We start from the raw sequence: 14605 nt of genomic DNA, 5'->3' as shown, positions 1-14605 counted from the left end.
CCTCACACCGGCGGCACGGGCCCTAGGCGCCGCAGCTGCGTGACGTGCTGCGGCGATAGCTCCTCGAGGCACGTGACGCCGAGCAGGCGCATCGTGCGGATCACGCCCTCGGCGAGGATGTCGATCGCGCGGCTCACCCCCGCCGCACCGCCGGCCATCAGGCCGTAGAGGTAGGCCCGACCGACCAGCGTGCACCGGGCGCCCAGCGCGATCGCCGCGACGATGTCGGCGCCCGACATGATGCCGGTGTCCACCAGGATCTCGGTGTGCTGACCCAGGTCGCGCGCCACTGTCGGCAGCAGGTGAAACGGCACCGGGGCCCGATCCAGTTGGCGCCCACCGTGATTGGACAACACGATCCCGTCGACACCGCGGTCGACGACCGCGCGGGCATCGTCAAGCGTCTGAATCCCTTTGACGACGAGCTTGCCCGGCCACTGCTCCTTGATCCACTCCAGGTCATCGAAGGTCAGGCTGGGATCGAACATCGTGCTCAGGTATTCGGCGACCGTGCCGGGCCAGCGGTCCAGCGACGCGAACGCCAGGGGTTCGGTGGTCAACAGGTCGAACCACCACTTCGGGTGGGGCACCGCGTCCAACACGGTGCGCAGCGTCAGCGTGGGCGGGATCGTCATGCCGTTGCGGTTGTCGCGCAGCCGTGCGCCGGAGACCGGGACGTCGACGGTGGCCAGCAGGGTATCGAAGCCGGCCTCGGCGGCGCGTCTGACCAGCTCCATCGAGCGTTCGCGGTCCCGCCACATGTAGAGCTGAAACCACTTTCGGCCTCGGGGCACGGCCGTGACGAGATCCTCGATCGCGCAGGTACCCAGCGTGGACAGCGAAAACGGGATCCCCGCCCTGGCCGCCGCCTGCGCGCCGGCGATCTCGCCCTCGGTGTGCATCAGCCTGGTGAATCCGGTCGGCGCGATCCCGAACGGCAGCACGACCGGCTGGCCTAGCACATCCCACCCCGCGGACACTTGGGAGACGTCGCGCAGGATCGTCGGATGAAATTCGATGTCGCGGAAGGCTTGTCGGGCGCGTTCGATGGACAGCTCGTCTTCGGCCGCGCCATCGGTGTAGTCGAACGCGGCCTTCGGGGTGCGCCGCTTGGCGATGCGCCGCAGGTCTTCGATGGTGTAGGCGGCGTCGAGCCGCCGCTTGGTCGCGTTCAGCTCGGGCCGCTTGAACTGCATGAGCGGGGCGAGATCGCGCACTTTGGGTACTCGTCGGCGAACGGCCTTCCGTCTTTCGAGTTCCATAATGTGCAACCGTAGTCAGGTGACACGTGCAGGCGACCCGTTCGATCTCCAGCGTTTCGTGGACGCGCAGGAGCCGGTGTACGGCGACGTCCTCGACGAGCTGCGGGCCGGACGAAAGCGCAGCCACTGGATGTGGTTCGTCTTCCCCCAACTGCGCGGCCTGGGCGGCAGCCCGACCGCGGTCCATTACGGCATCTCCTCGCTGGACGAGGCGCGGGCGTACCTGCGTCATGAGCTGCTGGGGCCGCGGCTGCGCGAGTGCGCCCGACTGGTCACCGCGGTGCAGGGGCGCTCGATCGGGCAGATCTTCGGCTCGCCGGACGACCTCAAACTGTGCTCGTCGATGACCCTGTTCGCCCACGCCACCAAGGACGACGAGGACTTCGTCGCGGTGCTCGACAAGTACTACGGCGGCCGGTACGACGAGCCGACGCTGGACCGGCTGACCGGGCCCTAGACCGAGCTTAGGATCCGCCAACCGTGCGGCTCGACCGTAACTGCGTCGACGACCTCCGGCGGCGGGGCCGCCGATCCGCCGATGACCTGCGCGCGCCCCGTGCCCAGCTCCGGCAGCGACACGTGCAGCGGTTCGTCGTCGATGTTGAGTACCACCAGCAAGGCGTCGTCGCCGTTGCGCGCCTCGTAGACGTAGTGCCGGTTTTCCAGCCGTAACGCGGTGGTGGACGCCGCGTGCAGCCAGGGGTGGCGCCGTCGCAGCCCGACCAGGTACTGGTGCAGCCCCCAGGTCTGGACGCCGAAGTCATCCAGTTGCAGTGGGGGAGAGCCGAATTCGGGGCGCACGGCGTCGTCGCCGCCGAACCGTTCTTCCTTGACGCCGCGGAACCCGAGCTCGTCGCCGGCGTAGACGCTCGGCACCCCGCCGATGGTGAGCAGCAGCACCAGCGCGTGGGCCACATGCGCGGGGTTGTCCAGCTGGCTGGCGATGCGGGTGACGTCGTGATTGCCGATGAAGGTCAGCGGCGCGAAGCGGCTCAGAAAGTCGTTGTGGCGCTGCAGCGCCCAGTCCAGCTCGAAGAAATTGCCGTCGTTGAGGCTGCTCCAGATCGCCTTCCACAGCTCGTATTGGGTGGCCGAGTCGAAGGTGGCGGCCTCGACGACCGCGGCGTAGTCGCCGTGGATGAGTTCGCCGACGAACCAGGCATCCGGATAGCGCTCGCGCACCCGGGGCAGGGTCGAGGCCCAGAAGTGTTGTGGCACGGCATAAGCCGCGTCGAGGCGCCAGCCGTCGGCGCCGCGGCCCAACCAGTGCGCCATCACCTCGACGGTGTAGTCGGCGACGGCGGGGTTGTCGTGGTTGAGGGTGATCAGCCCGTCGTGGCCTTCGAACGTGTGAAAGCGCCCGGGACGTCCGCGGAACCAGCGCGCGGCGGCGTCGTCCTCGGCCGCCTCGCGGTGGCGCGGAAAATCCACGCCGACGTGGTTGAACACGCCGTCGAGCAGGACGCGCAGGCCGCGTCGGTGCGCCTCGGCGAGGAGGTGGTCGAAATCGGCGTCGTCGCCGAGCCGGGGATCGATGCGGTAGTGGTCGGTGGTGTCGTAACCGTGTGTGCGCGAGGCGAAGATCGGGCCCAGCGCGATGCCGGACGCCCCGAGTTCGATGGCGTGGTCCAACCAGTCGACGAGCCGCCGCAACCGGTGTTGATGCGGTTGCGGCGGCTCGTTTGACTGCGGTACGGGGAACGCGCCCACGAACCCCAGCGGGTAGACCTGCCACCAGATGGCGTGCTGGACCCAGTCGGGTCCGGACACGGCGCTGGTCACGACGGCGCGATCAGCCGACGGTCGCCAGCGTCTGGGAAGCGACGATCGCTTGGGCCACGCCGGAAACGATCGCCGCGGCCTTCAGCGCCTCCTGGATGGTTTCGCGGCTGACACCGGCCTCGCGCAGCGTGTGCTCGTGGGCCGCCACGCAATCCGGGCATCCGTTGATCGACGACACTGCGAAGCACCACAGCTCGAAGTTCGCCTTTTCCACACCGGGATTGGCGATGATGTTCATCCGCAATCCCGCGCGCAGGTCGTCGTACTTGCCGTCGAGGAAGCCCCGGCCACGGTAGAACACGTTGTTCATGGCCATGACCGATGCGGCTCCCAGCGCCGCGTTGTACGCCTCGGCGGACAGAATGTCGGCCGCCTCCGCGCCAATCTCGCTGAGCACCTGCGTATTCCGGGTCGCCGCGGCGCTCGCCAACAGCGTGCCCCACAGCTGCTCCTCGTTGAGCTCGGTCGTGCGGGTGATCGAGCCCAGGTTGAGCTTGAGGTCCTTGGCGTACTCCGGCAGCGCTTCCTTGAGGTTCTCTACGCTCATCTCGCCTCCTGTTCAGACCCTACGGGATCAGCCCCGGATCAGGCCGACTGCTTGAGCAGCTCGGTGGCGTCGAGCGTCGGGTCGCCCTTGCGCCAGTTGCACGCGCACAGCTCGTCGGACTGCAGCGCGTCCAGCACGCGCAGCACTTCCTCGACGTTGCGGCCCACCGAACCCGCGGTGACCGAGACGAACTGGATCTCGTTGTTGGGGTCGACGAGGAAGGTCGCCCGGTCGGCCACGCCGTCGGCGTTGAGCACGCCGGTGGCCAGGCTCAGCTCCCGCTTGATGTCCGAGAGCATCGGGAAGGGCAGCTTTTTGAGGTCCTCGTGCTGCGCACGCCAATTGAAGTGGACGAACTCGCTGTCGATCGACACACCCAGAACCTGCGCGTCGCGGTCGGCGAATTCGTCGTTGAGCTTGCCGAAGGCGGCAATCTCGGTCGGGCACACGAAGGTGAAGTCCTTCGGCCAGAAGAACACCACGCGCCATTTGCCGGCGTGGTCCTCGTTGGTGATGGTGGTGAAGTAGTCGCCGGGCTGCTTGGCGTCGACCTTGGACAGATCGCCCGCGATCAACGCGGTGAGCTCGTAGGCGGGGAACTGGTCGCCGATGGTCAGCAGAGGCATATCGCTCCTTATCTGGATTTACTCAAGATTAGCTTTCTTCCACCATGTTGCCGCGTACCCTGGTTGAAGTAAAGGTGATATTTCCCACTACACTTATAGGTATGACCGATAAGAGTTATCAGCCCACGATCGCCGGCCTGCGCGCCTTCGTGGCGGTGGCCGAGAAGCATCAATTCAGTGGTGCCGCAACGGCTCTCGGCGTCAGCCAGTCGACGTTGTCGCAGGCGCTCTCGGCGCTGGAGGCGGGCCTGGGCACCCGTCTCGTCGAGCGCTCGACACGGCGTGTCTTCTTGACACCCCAGGGTACGGAGCTGTTGCCGCGCGCCCAGGCCGTCGTCGAGGCGACCGACGCCTTCACCGCCGCCGCGGCGGGCGCCTCGGATCCGTTGCGGGTCGGCATGAGGCTGGGCCTGATTCCCACGGTGGCGCCCTACGTGCTGCCGACCGTGCTGGCCGGCGTGGCCGAGCAGCTTCCGGGGCTGGCCCTGCGGGTGACCGAAGACCAGACCGAGCGGTTGTTGGCGGTCTTGCGCGAAGGGGCATTGGATGCGGCATTGATCGCCCTGCCCGCCGAGGGCGCCGGGGTCAGCGCGATCCCCATCTACGACGAGGATTTCGTCCTCGCCCTGCCCCCCGGCCATCCGCTGGCGGGCAAGCGCCGGGTTCCGGCGACGGCGCTGGCCGACCTGCCGCTGCTCCTGCTGGACGAGGGGCACTGCCTGCGCGATCAGGCGCTGGATGTCTGCCACAAGGCCGGGGTCCGGGCGGAGCTGGCCAACACGCGGGCGGCCTCACTGGCGACTGCGGTGCAATGCGTGACGGGCGGGTTGGGCGTCACGCTGATTCCGCAGAGCGCGGTGCCCGTCGAGGCCTCGAGAAGCCGCCTGGGCCTGGCGCAGTTCGCGGCGCCGCGCCCGGGCCGGCGAATCGGCTTGGTCTACCGCTCGTCGAGCGGGCGCGACGAGTCCTACCGTCAGCTGGCCGGGCTCATCGGGAAGCTGATCAGCAGCCAGCATCAGGTGCGCCTGGTGAAGTAGGCCTATCCGGCGGGCCCGCACCGGTAGGTTCGGCCTATGGAAAAGGTAATCGCGGTGCTCATGCGCGCCGACTCCGACGACGATTGGTGCGCCCGGCAGCGGGGGCCGGTCGCCGATGCGCTGCTGGAGCTGGGTGTGCCCGGATTGTCGGTCAACGTCCGCGACGACGCCGTGCGCCAGTCGTTGATGACGCTCACGACGCTGGACCCACCGGTCGCCGCGGTGGTGAGCATGTGGACCCAGCAGTGCTACGGCGAGCAGATGACGTCCGCGCTCGAGCTGCTGGCAAAGGAGTGTGAGCAGCTCGCCGCGTACCTGGTGACGGAATCGGTCCCGCTGAGCGCGCCCGCCGTCGAGTCCGGTTCCCGCACACCGGGTTTGGCCAACATCGCGTTGCTGCGCCGGCCCGCGGGCATGGACCAGGCGACGTGGCTGACCCGTTGGCAACGCGACCATACACCGGTAGCCATCGAGACACAGTCGACGTTTGGCTACACCCAGAATTGGGTGGTGCGCGCGCTCACCGAAGACGCGCCGGGAATCGCCGGCATCGTCGAGGAGTTGTTCCCTGCGGAGGCGATCACCGATCTTCGGGCGTTTTTCGGAGCCGCCGACGACAACGATCTCCAACACCGGTTAGGACGAATGGTGGCCAGCACGACGGCCTTTGGCGCCAACGAGAACATCGACACCGTGCCGACGAGCCGCTACGTCATCAGCACGCCGTTCACGCACTGAGGACACCGAATGACGACACTGCGCGACGCCGTGGCATTGGCCGCGGCGGAAAACGGATTGGCGGTGGTATCGACCGTCCGGGCTGACGGGACCGTGCAGGCGTCACTGGTCAACGTGGGCCTGTTGTCGCACCCGGCGAATGGTCAACCGGTGCTGGGGTTTACCACCTACGGAAAAGTCAAGCTGGCCAACCTGCGGGCCCGGCCGCAGTTGGCCATCACCTTCCGTAACGGGTGGCAGTGGGCGACGGTCGAGGGGCGCGCGGAGCTGGTCGGCCCCGACGACACCCAGCCGTGGCTGACCGATCCCGATCGGTTGCGAGTGCTGCTGCGCGACGTGTTCGTTGCGGCGGGCGGTACCCACGACAACTGGGACGAGTACGACCGCGTGATGGCTTCCGAGGGGCGCGCCGTGGTGCTGATCGCCCCGACCCGCGTCTACAGCAACGGCTAGCCTCGCTACGCTGCGGGGGTGACGCTGCAGATCGATGACGACAAGCGGGTGCGCACCCTCACGCTGAACCGCCCGGAGGCGCTCAACGCCTTCAACGAAGCCCTCTATGACGCCACCGCCGAGGCGCTGCTGGCCGCCGCCGACGATCCCGAGGTGGCCGTGGTCCTGCTGACCGGAGCGGGTCGCGGGTTCAGCGCCGGGACCGACCTCGGTGAGATGCAGGCGCGCATCACCGACCCCGGCTTCACCCCGGGCAAGCATGGCTTCATCGGACTTATCAACGCGCTCAGCGCCTTTCCCAAGCCGCTGATCTGCGCGGTGAACGGTGTCGGGGTGGGGATCGGCGCCACGATTCTGGGCTATGCCGATCTGGCGTTCATGTCGTCGACGGCCCGGTTGAAGTGCCCGTTCACCAGCCTGGGCGTAGCCCCGGAAGCGGCGTCGTCCTATCTGCTGCCGCAGCTGGTGGGCCGGCAGAACGCCGCGTGGCTGTTGATGTCGTCGGAATGGATCGACGCCGACGAGGCGTTGCGGATGGGCCTCGTCTGGCGGGTGTGCCAACCGGACGAGCTGATGCCGCAGACTCGCCACCACGCCGAAATACTTGCCTCCCGGCCGATTTCGAGCTTGATGGCCGTCAAACACACGATGATGGAGCCGGTCCGCCCTGAGATCACGGCGGCCACCGCGCGGGAAAACGCGCACTTCGCCGAGCTCATGGGCGCGCAGGCCAACGCCGCGGCGCTGGCGGATTTCAACAAGGGCTGAAACGGCGTTCCGGCGTCAGGCCGACGGCGCTGTCTCTAACTTCGCCGCGTCGGCGAGGATCGCGCGCAGGGTGCGCCGGCAGCGACCGCAGTCACCGCCCGCCCCGCATGCCGCGGCGATTTCCTTGGAGGTCGACGCGCCCTGCGCGACGACGTCGCACACGGTCTGGCTGGTCGCCCCGACGCACAGACACACGTACATCAGCGCACCTCCCGCATGTGGGCGTCCCCTTCGTCGACGGGTCGTTCGAGCGACCCGATTTCGGTCCCGCGCCTGGCCTCCCGGGGACTCGGGGCCCCGGCCGGAGGTGCGAAACCAACAAGCCGCATATTAGTAGAGTCTAACCTAACCTGCTTAGTGCAGTCTAACCTAACAACCGGGTGCTTAGACTAGCTCGACAACGCACTGAGTGCAGCCAAACCTTGCTAGAACATTTGCGGCGGCCGTGGCAAAGTGCTGCTACAGGCCGGGTTTGTGCGCTCCAGCCCAGCGCACGGATCGCGGCCGAACATGCCAGCAGCAGACACCGTAGGAGTGAAAATGCAAGGGGATCCGGAAGTTTTGCGTCTGCTCAACGAGCAGTTGACCAGCGAGCTCACCGCGATCAACCAATACTTCCTGCACTCCAAGATGCAGGACAACTGGGGTTTCACCGAGTTAGCTGAGCACACCCGCGCGGAGTCCTTCGACGAGATGCGACACGCCGAGGCGATCACCGACCGCATCCTGTTGCTCGACGGGTTGCCGAACTACCAGCGCCTCTTCTCGCTGCGCATCGGCCAGACCTTGCGCGAGCAATTCGAGGCCGACCTCGCCATCGAATACGAGGTGATGGACCGCCTCAAGCCGGCCATCGTCTTATGCCGGGACAAGCAGGATTCCACCACCGCCACGCTGTTCGAGGACATCGTCGCCGACGAGGAAAAGCACATCGACTACCTCGAGACGCAGCTGGAGTTGATGGACAAGCTGGGCGTGGAGCTGTACTCGGCGCAGTGCGTCTCGCGGCCACCCAGCTGACGCGGGCGGCGGGCAAGGTAGGTAACGTCGGGCCGGCATGACGAGCCCGAGAGCAGCGGTGACCCAGGCGACCCCGGCGGCGAATTCCGCGCCCAGCGGCGAGCTGATCAGCCCGCAACGGCGCAACCTGATCTTCGTCGCGATCGTCCTGGGGATGCTGCTCGCGGCGTTGGACCAGACCATCGTCGCCACCGCGCTGCCGACGATCGTCGCCAACCTGGGCGACGCCGGCCATCAGTCCTGGGTCGTCACCAGCTATCTGCTCGCATCGACCGTCGTCACCGCGCTGGCCGGCAAACTCGGGGACTCCTACGGGCGCAAGCGGGTATTCCAGGCGGCGATCGTCTTCTTCGTCGTCGGATCGGCGTTGTGCGGGCTGTCCCAGTCGATGGCCATGCTGGTGGGAGCGCGTGCGCTGCAAGGGATCGGCGGCGGCGCCATCACCGTCACCGCCAGCGCGCTCATCGGCGAGGTCGTCCCGCTGCGGGAAAGGGGCCGGTACCAGGGCATCCTCGGGGCGGTCTTCGGCGTCACGACGGTCATCGGGCCGTTGCTGGGCGGCTACTTCACCGACTACCTGACCTGGCGGTGGGCGTTCTGGGTCAACGTGCCGATCTCGGTGGTCGTGATTTTCGTTGCCGCCGCGGCGATTCCAGCGCTGGGCGCGTCCGCCAAGCCGATCATCGACTACTCCGGAATAGTATTTGTCGGCCTGGGCGCGGCGGGCCTGACGCTGGCCACCAGCTGGGGCGGGACGCTGTACGCGTGGGGGTCGCCGACGATCATCGGCTTGTTCGTCGGCGCCGCGGTGGCGCTGGGTGTTTTCGTGGTGGTGGAACGTCGCGCCGCCGAGCCGATCCTGCCCATCCGGTTGTTCGCCAGTCCGGTGTTCGCCGTGTGCTGCGTGCTGTCCTTCGTCGTAGGTTTTGCGATGCTGGGCGCGCTGACGTTCCTGCCGACCTATATGCAGTACGTCAACGGGGTCTCGGCGACGACCTCGGGTCTGCGCACGCTGCCCATGGTGGTCGGGATGCTGATCACCTCGACCGGCAGCGGAACCCTGGTCGGCCGCACCGGCCGCTACAAGGTTTTCCCGGTGACCGGCACCGCGCTGATGGCGCTGGCGTTTTTGCTGATGTCGCGGATGGAGCCGTCGACGTCCGCCCTGATCCAGTCGCTGTACCTGGTCATCCTGGGGGCCGGGATCGGATTGTCCATGCAGGTGCTGGTTCTCATCGTGCAGAACACGTCGAATTTCGAAGACCTCGGCGTCGCCACCTCGGGGGTGACGTTCTTTCGCACCATCGGAAGTTCTTTCGGGGCGGCGATATTCGGCTCGCTGTTCGTGAACTTCCTCGACCGCCGCATCGGTCCGGCCCTGGCGGCCAGCGGCGCGCCGCCCGACGCGGTCAGCTCTCCCGGGGCCCTGCACCGGCAGCCGCACGATGTGGCCGCGCCCATCGTCGCGGCCTACGCCGATTCGCTGACCGAGGTTTTCTTATGGGCGGCGCCGGTGGCCGTGGTCGGTTTCGTGCTGGCGCTGTTCCTGCGCGAGGTCCCGCTGCGGGATATCCACGACAGCACAGTCGATCTCGGCGACGCGTTCGGCATGCCGACCTCCGAGACGCCGGACCAGATGCTGGAGAGCGGGATCGCACGGATGTTGCGCGGCGAAACCGGCATGCGGTTGCGCAGCATCGCCATGCGGCCCGATTGCCGGCTCGACGTGGCCGGGCTGTGGGGGGTCCTGCGCATCAATCGCTACACGCAGATGTACGGGACCGCCCGTCTCACCGACATGGCCGACTATCACCGGATACCGTTCGAGGTTCTCGAGCCCACCTTCACGCGCCTGGCCGCCGGCGGTTACGCGCGAAGCGACGGCGAACAACTGTCGCTCACCCCGGCCGGGGCCCAGCAAGTCGGCTACGTGCACTCGCTGCTGGTGGCCTGGCTCGTGGACAAGCTCGCCCGGTCGCCGGGCTTCGAGGGCCGCCCGGACCGCCGCGCGGTGCAGGCCGCGCTCGAACGCGTCGCGCATCGGGTTCTCGCCCAACGTGATTGGCATGAGGAGACGCCAACCGCGGCGATCGGCCCGGCCGCCCGCTAGCCGGTGGCTACTCCCGTTTGCGGACAACCGCGACCCGGGTCCTTAGGCGGGCGTACCATCACGCCATGAGCCGAATCGGAGCATTTGCTGACGACGACCTGGCCGGCTGGTTTGTGAAGTCTCCGGACATCGGCGGCGCGCTCGGCGCCTTCAGCCAGGCAGTCTACACCAAGAACCGGTTGCCGTTGCGCACGCGCGAATTGGCGCGCGCCGTGATCGCTCACCGCAACGAATGCGTCGTCTGCGTCAACACCCGCGACGAGGACGGACCCGCCGCGGGTGTCGACGAGGAGCTGTACGACCACGTCCACGAATGGCGCACGTGGCCCGGCTACAGCGACCAGGAGCGGCTGGCGGCCGAGTTCGCCGACCGCTTCGCCACCGACCACACCGGCCTGCGCGACGACGAAGACTTCTGGACGCGCTGCGCCGAACACTTCTCCGACGAGCTGCTGGCCGACCTGGCGCTGTCCTGCGCGCTGTGGGTGGGTATGGGCCGGGTGTTGCGGACCCTCGACATCGGCCAGGCCTGCAAGCTCACCATTCCCAGCCGCGCATAGCCGTTTGCGCCCTCCGAACTCCGGGCGGCGGGCGATGACGCGCGCCGCGGGCACAAAACGGGGCGCCGCGGCGTTGCGCGACGGGTGATACCACGCAGGAGGAGGCTCGGGTGAAGGTTCGCTTCGGCGTCGGGCTGGGCGCGGACACCGCCCCACACCAGCTGGCCGCCATCGTCGATCACCTCGAGGCGAACGGCGTGGATTCGTTGTGGTTTTCCGAGCTGGTGTACTCACCGGCCGTCGATCCGACGGTCGGGATGGCGTACGCGCTCGCCCGGACGAGCCGGCTGAAGGTGGGCACCTCGGTGGCGGTGCTACCGGGCCGGCATCCGGTGCTGGTGGCCAAGCAGCTCGCGTCGCTGGCGGCCGTCGCCCCGAAGCGGGTCCTTCCGGTGTTCGGCTTGCGATCGGCGATACCGGCCGAGCGCGAGGTGTTCGTGGTTCCCGACGGTCAGCGGGCGGCGGTCTTCGACGAGTCGCTACGGGTACTGCGCGCGGCCCTGGAAGGGGATTCGGCCACGTTCACCGGCCAATACTTCACCGTCGCCGGCGCGGCGATCGCCCCGAAACCGGTGCCGCCGCTGGACATCTGGTTGGGCGGCTCGGCGCCCGCCGCGTTTCGGCGTATCGGGGAGCTCGGCGACGGCTGGCTGGGCAGCTTCCTCACCCCGGCGGAGGCCAGGACCGGACGCGAGGCGATCGAACGGGCCGCGGAGCGGGCCGGCCGGCACATCGAACCCGACCACTTCGGCATCTCGCTGGCCGTCACCGAGGGCGAGCTGCCCGCGGAATTGGCCGCGGCGGTCCGCAAGCGCCGGCCGGACCTCGACCCCGGTGAGCTGATCGCCGCCGGGTGGGATCAGCTGCACCGCCAACTGGACGCGTACCTGGAGGCAGGGTTGACGAAATTCGTCATCCGTCCCGCCGGCCGGGCCCCCGTGGACGGATTCCTCGATCGCTTCGTCTCCGAACTCGTCGGCCGCCAGAACTGACCGGCCACGCGGGACGATTACCCGGCCGGACCACCACGAGGCTGCAGAATGACTGCCATGACCGGCACACCGCTTGCCGCCGCGGCAATTGCCCAGCTGGAGGGCGAGGGCGTCGACACGGTCATCGGCACCGTCGTCAATTCCGCCGGGCTCACCCTGGCCAAGGCCGTTCCGATCCGCCAGACGAACACCTTCGCCGATCCCGGCCTGGGCGCCAGCCCCTCCTGGCACGCGTTCGCCATCGACCAGACCGGCATCGCCTTCACCGCCGACGTCGGCGTGGTGGGGGACCAACGCCTCCGGATCGACCTGTCCGCGTTGCGCATCGTGGGCGACGGCCTGGCGTGGGCGCCCGCCGCGTTTTTCTCCCAGGACGGCACGCCGGTCCCCACGTGCGGCCGGGGAACGCTGCGACGCATCGAAACGGCGCTCGACGACGCCGGCCTCGAGGCGGCCGTCGGCCACGAAATCGAATTCCTGTTGGTCGCGCCGGACGGCGGCCCGTTGCCGTCGGCGGTGTGGGCCCCCTACGGCCTCGCCGGCGTGCTGGAGCGTGAAGCGTTCATCCGGGAGGTGATCGGGTCGGCGACGGGAGCCGGCGTCGCGATCGAACAATTCCACCCCGAGTATGGCGCCAACCAGTTCGAGATCTCGCTGCCGCCGCAACCGCCGGTCGCCGCCGCCGATCAGCTGATACTGATGCGGCTCATCATCGGCCGCGCGGCGCGCCGCCACGGCCTGCGCATCAGCTTGTCACCCGCCCCCTTCGCCGGTGCCGTCGGATCCGGTGCGCACCAACATTTTTCGCTGACGACGCCGGAAGGTCCGCTGTTCTGCGACGGCGCGGCCGCCGCGGGCATGACGCCGGCGGGGGAGAGCGCGGTGGCGGGCGTGGTTCGGGGCCTGCCGGAAGCCCAGGGCGTGCTGTGCGGATCGGTCGTCTCGGGTCTGCGGATGCGGCCCGGCAATTGGGCCGGCGCCTACGCCTGCTGGGGCACCGAAAACCGCGAGGCCGCAGTGCGATTCGTCACCGGCGGACCCGCCAGCCCGCGCGGCGGAAACGTCGAGGTCAAGATCGTCGACCCGTCGGCCAATCCGTACCTGGCATCGGCGGCCATCCTGGGGCTCGCGCTGGACGGCATCAAATCCGGGGCCCCGCTGCCGCCGGAGATCACGGTCGACCCGGCGGCCCGCTCCGATGCCGACCGCGCGCGTGACGGCGTGGTGCGCCTGACCGATTCGCAGGCCGAGGCGATTGCGGCGCTGGACGCTTCGGAGCGCATGCGGTGCATCCTGGGCGATCCGGCGGTCGACATGGTGGTCGCGGTTCGCCGACTGGAACACGAACGCTACGGCGATCTGGGCCCCGAGCAGCTGGCGGACCGATTCCGCATGGCCTGGAGCCTGTGACGGGCCGGTGATGAGCGCCGACACCCGCGATCTGGCCGAGCACATCGGCGTCGTGCCGCTGATCGATCAGCACGTCCACGGTTGTTGGTTGGCGGCCGGCGACCGACGGCGATTCGAGAACGCCCTCAACGAGGCCAACACCGAGCCCATCGCCGATTCGGGTTTCGACTCCCAACTCGGGTTCGCCGTGCGCGCGCACTGCGCCCCCGCCCTCGGCCTGCCCGAGCACGTCGACCCGCAGGCCTATTGGGACCGTCGTCGCCAGTTCGCCGAAGACGAACTGGCGCGGGTGTTCCTATCGGCCGCCGGCGTCGGGGACTGGCTGGTGGACACCGGGATCGGCGGGGGCGGGGTCGCCGGCGTCGGGCAGATCGCCCGGTTGTCGGGCGGCCGTGCGCACGAAATCGTGCGTCTCGAGGAGGTGGCCGAACAGGCCGCCCAAGCCGCGGGTGACTATGCGGCGGCGTTCGAGGAGATCCTGCATCGGCGCGCGGCCGACGCCGTGGGCACCAAATCGATCCTGGCCTACCGGGGCGGTTTCGAGGGTGACCTCAGCGAGCCGTCGACGGCGGAGGTCGCCGAGGCCGCCGACCGGTGGCGCGAGCGCGGCGGGACGCGATTGCGGGACCGGATCCTGCTGCGGTTCGGGTTGCATCAGGCGTTGCGACTCGGCAAGCCATTGCAATTCCACGTCGGATTCGGCGATCGGGACTGCGACCTGCACAAGGCCAATCCGCTCCTGCTGCTTGACTTTCTGCGCCGGTCGGCCGACGTCCCGATCGTGCTGTTGCACTGTTACCCCTACGAGCGTGAGGCCGGTTATCTGGCGCAGGCGTTCAACAACGTCTACCTCGACGGCGGACTGAGCGTGAACCACTTGGGGGCGCGGTCGCCGGCATTCCTTGCGCGGCTGCTGGAGCTGGCGCCCTTTTCCAAGATCCTCTACTCGTCAGACGGTTTCGGTCCCGCGGAACTGCATTTCCTCGGGGCGGTCCTGTGGCGCCGGGGCCTGCACCGGGTGCTACGCGAATTCGTCGACCGCGGCGACTGGAGCGAGGCCGACGCCATCCGGGTGGTCGATCTCATCGCCCGCGAGAACGCCCGCAGGATCTACGACCTCGCGTAGCCCGGTCATCGGCCGCGAAAGCGCGGCCACGACATTTTTCACAAATTCCGATGTAACCCGCCGCCGGGGCGCATAGGCTTCGGGAGACGAATCGGGCAACGTCACCAAACTGAGGCAACAAGGAGGTTTGGGCACATGTTGTCCCGCGCTGCGTTCGTCGACGCAGCCATCGTT

The 14605-nt window shown here is 68.3% G+C and carries 16 protein-coding genes; 11 read left to right on the top strand and 5 right to left on the bottom strand.

Annotated features, from left to right (window positions below):
• Positions 1-2: 2 nt before the first annotated feature.
• Positions 3-1262: an alpha-hydroxy acid oxidase gene (locus W7U_RS08405; protein ID WP_020822579.1), complete on the bottom strand. Its 1260-nt coding sequence runs from the start codon at positions 1260-1262 to the stop codon at positions 3-5.
• A 19-nt stretch (positions 1263-1281) separates the two neighbouring features.
• Here W7U_RS08405 and W7U_RS08400 point away from each other — a divergent pair, with 19 nt between their 5' ends.
• A complete protein-coding gene (locus W7U_RS08400; RefSeq protein ID WP_008256888.1) occupies positions 1282-1719 on the top strand; it encodes a DUF1810 domain-containing protein in 438 nt (145 codons plus the stop codon).
• Here the strand turns inward: W7U_RS08400 and W7U_RS08395 are convergent.
• The 3 genes from W7U_RS08395 to W7U_RS08385 are packed head-to-tail and all read right to left on the bottom strand — an operon-like array spanning position 1716 to position 4217.
• The gene (locus tag W7U_RS08395) at positions 1716-3044 is read right to left on the bottom strand and encodes an alpha-amylase family glycosyl hydrolase (protein WP_020822577.1); all 1329 of its coding nucleotides are present in this window, start codon (positions 3042-3044) and stop codon (positions 1716-1718) included. The two genes, W7U_RS08400 and W7U_RS08395, sit on opposite strands and share 4 nt — an antisense overlap.
• A 10-nt stretch (positions 3045-3054) precedes the next feature.
• Positions 3055-3591 (bottom strand): alkyl hydroperoxide reductase, encoded by a 537-nt coding sequence (locus W7U_RS08390; RefSeq protein ID WP_008256885.1) that lies wholly within the window; start codon positions 3589-3591, stop codon positions 3055-3057.
• Positions 3592-3629: 38 nt separating this feature from the next.
• A complete protein-coding gene (locus tag W7U_RS08385; protein WP_008256883.1) occupies positions 3630-4217 on the bottom strand; it encodes a peroxiredoxin in 588 nt (195 codons plus the stop codon).
• Positions 4218-4318: 101 nt separating this feature from the next.
• Here W7U_RS08385 and W7U_RS08380 point away from each other — a divergent pair, with 101 nt between their 5' ends.
• The 4 genes from W7U_RS08380 to W7U_RS08365 are packed head-to-tail and all read left to right on the top strand — an operon-like array spanning position 4319 to position 7213.
• Entirely contained in the window at positions 4319-5254 is a 936-nt protein-coding gene (locus tag W7U_RS08380; RefSeq protein ID WP_008256880.1) for a hydrogen peroxide-inducible genes activator, read from the top strand.
• Between the two features lie 36 nt (positions 5255-5290).
• Complete coding sequence (locus tag W7U_RS08375; protein WP_008256878.1) at positions 5291-5992, top strand: EthD domain-containing protein; 702 nt, start codon at positions 5291-5293, stop codon at positions 5990-5992.
• 9 nt (positions 5993-6001) lie between these two features.
• Positions 6002-6445 (top strand): TIGR03618 family F420-dependent PPOX class oxidoreductase, encoded by a 444-nt coding sequence (locus tag W7U_RS08370; protein ID WP_008256876.1) that lies wholly within the window; start codon positions 6002-6004, stop codon positions 6443-6445.
• Positions 6446-6463: 18 nt separating this feature from the next.
• Positions 6464-7213: an enoyl-CoA hydratase-related protein gene (locus W7U_RS08365; protein ID WP_008256875.1), complete on the top strand. Its 750-nt coding sequence runs from the start codon at positions 6464-6466 to the stop codon at positions 7211-7213.
• A 15-nt stretch (positions 7214-7228) separates the two neighbouring features.
• On the opposite strand, the gene W7U_RS08360 is transcribed toward W7U_RS08365, so the two are convergent.
• Positions 7229-7414 (bottom strand): (2Fe-2S)-binding protein, encoded by a 186-nt coding sequence (locus tag W7U_RS08360; protein WP_008256874.1) that lies wholly within the window; start codon positions 7412-7414, stop codon positions 7229-7231.
• A gap of 339 nt (positions 7415-7753) precedes the next feature.
• Here W7U_RS08360 and bfr point away from each other — a divergent pair, with 339 nt between their 5' ends.
• The 6 genes from bfr to W7U_RS08330 all read left to right on the top strand — a co-directional run bounded on the left by bfr (position 7754) and on the right by W7U_RS08330 (position 14431).
• Positions 7754-8233: a bacterioferritin gene (gene bfr, locus W7U_RS08355; protein ID WP_008256872.1), complete on the top strand. Its 480-nt coding sequence runs from the start codon at positions 7754-7756 to the stop codon at positions 8231-8233.
• Positions 8234-8270: 37 nt separating this feature from the next.
• A complete protein-coding gene (locus W7U_RS08350; RefSeq protein WP_170320565.1) occupies positions 8271-10343 on the top strand; it encodes an MDR family MFS transporter in 2073 nt (690 codons plus the stop codon).
• Positions 10344-10408: 65 nt separating this feature from the next.
• Positions 10409-10903: a carboxymuconolactone decarboxylase family protein gene (locus tag W7U_RS08345; protein ID WP_008256869.1), complete on the top strand. Its 495-nt coding sequence runs from the start codon at positions 10409-10411 to the stop codon at positions 10901-10903.
• Between the two features lie 110 nt (positions 10904-11013).
• Positions 11014-11895: a TIGR03854 family LLM class F420-dependent oxidoreductase gene (locus tag W7U_RS08340; RefSeq protein WP_008256868.1), complete on the top strand. Its 882-nt coding sequence runs from the start codon at positions 11014-11016 to the stop codon at positions 11893-11895.
• 57 nt (positions 11896-11952) lie between these two features.
• Positions 11953-13305, top strand: a complete 1353-nt coding sequence (locus tag W7U_RS08335) for a glutamine synthetase family protein (RefSeq protein ID WP_008256867.1) — start codon at positions 11953-11955, stop codon at positions 13303-13305.
• A 10-nt stretch (positions 13306-13315) separates the two neighbouring features.
• A complete protein-coding gene (locus W7U_RS08330) occupies positions 13316-14431 on the top strand; it encodes an amidohydrolase family protein (protein ID WP_008256866.1) in 1116 nt (371 codons plus the stop codon).
• Positions 14432-14605 lie beyond the last annotated feature (174 nt).

The organism is Mycobacterium sp. H4Y (assembly GCF_000364405.1).
GTDB classification, from domain to species: domain Bacteria; phylum Actinomycetota; class Actinomycetes; order Mycobacteriales; family Mycobacteriaceae; genus Mycobacterium; species Mycobacterium intracellulare.
Note: the sequence above shows the minus strand (reverse complement) of the source record. Positions and strands in the feature narration are given on the sequence as shown.

Coding starts and splice junctions, on each gene's coding strand:
- W7U_RS08405 (WP_020822579.1), bottom strand. CDS start 1,262: ATGGAACTCGAAAGACGGAAGGCCGTTCGCCGACGAGTACCCAAAGTG.
- W7U_RS08385 (WP_008256883.1), bottom strand. CDS start 4,217: ATGCCTCTGCTGACCATCGGCGACCAGTTCCCCGCCTACGAGCTCACC.
- W7U_RS08345 (WP_008256869.1), top strand. CDS start 10,409: ATGAGCCGAATCGGAGCATTTGCTGACGACGACCTGGCCGGCTGGTTT.
- W7U_RS08360 (WP_008256874.1), bottom strand. CDS start 7,414: ATGTACGTGTGTCTGTGCGTCGGGGCGACCAGCCAGACCGTGTGCGAC.
- W7U_RS08370 (WP_008256876.1), top strand. CDS start 6,002: ATGACGACACTGCGCGACGCCGTGGCATTGGCCGCGGCGGAAAACGGA.
- W7U_RS08380 (WP_008256880.1), top strand. CDS start 4,319: ATGACCGATAAGAGTTATCAGCCCACGATCGCCGGCCTGCGCGCCTTC.
- W7U_RS08375 (WP_008256878.1), top strand. CDS start 5,291: ATGGAAAAGGTAATCGCGGTGCTCATGCGCGCCGACTCCGACGACGAT.
- W7U_RS08335 (WP_008256867.1), top strand. CDS start 11,953: ATGACCGGCACACCGCTTGCCGCCGCGGCAATTGCCCAGCTGGAGGGC.
- W7U_RS08390 (WP_008256885.1), bottom strand. CDS start 3,591: ATGAGCGTAGAGAACCTCAAGGAAGCGCTGCCGGAGTACGCCAAGGAC.
- W7U_RS08330 (WP_008256866.1), top strand. CDS start 13,316: ATGAGCGCCGACACCCGCGATCTGGCCGAGCACATCGGCGTCGTGCCG.
- bfr (WP_008256872.1), top strand. CDS start 7,754: ATGCAAGGGGATCCGGAAGTTTTGCGTCTGCTCAACGAGCAGTTGACC.
- W7U_RS08350 (WP_170320565.1), top strand. CDS start 8,271: ATGACGAGCCCGAGAGCAGCGGTGACCCAGGCGACCCCGGCGGCGAAT.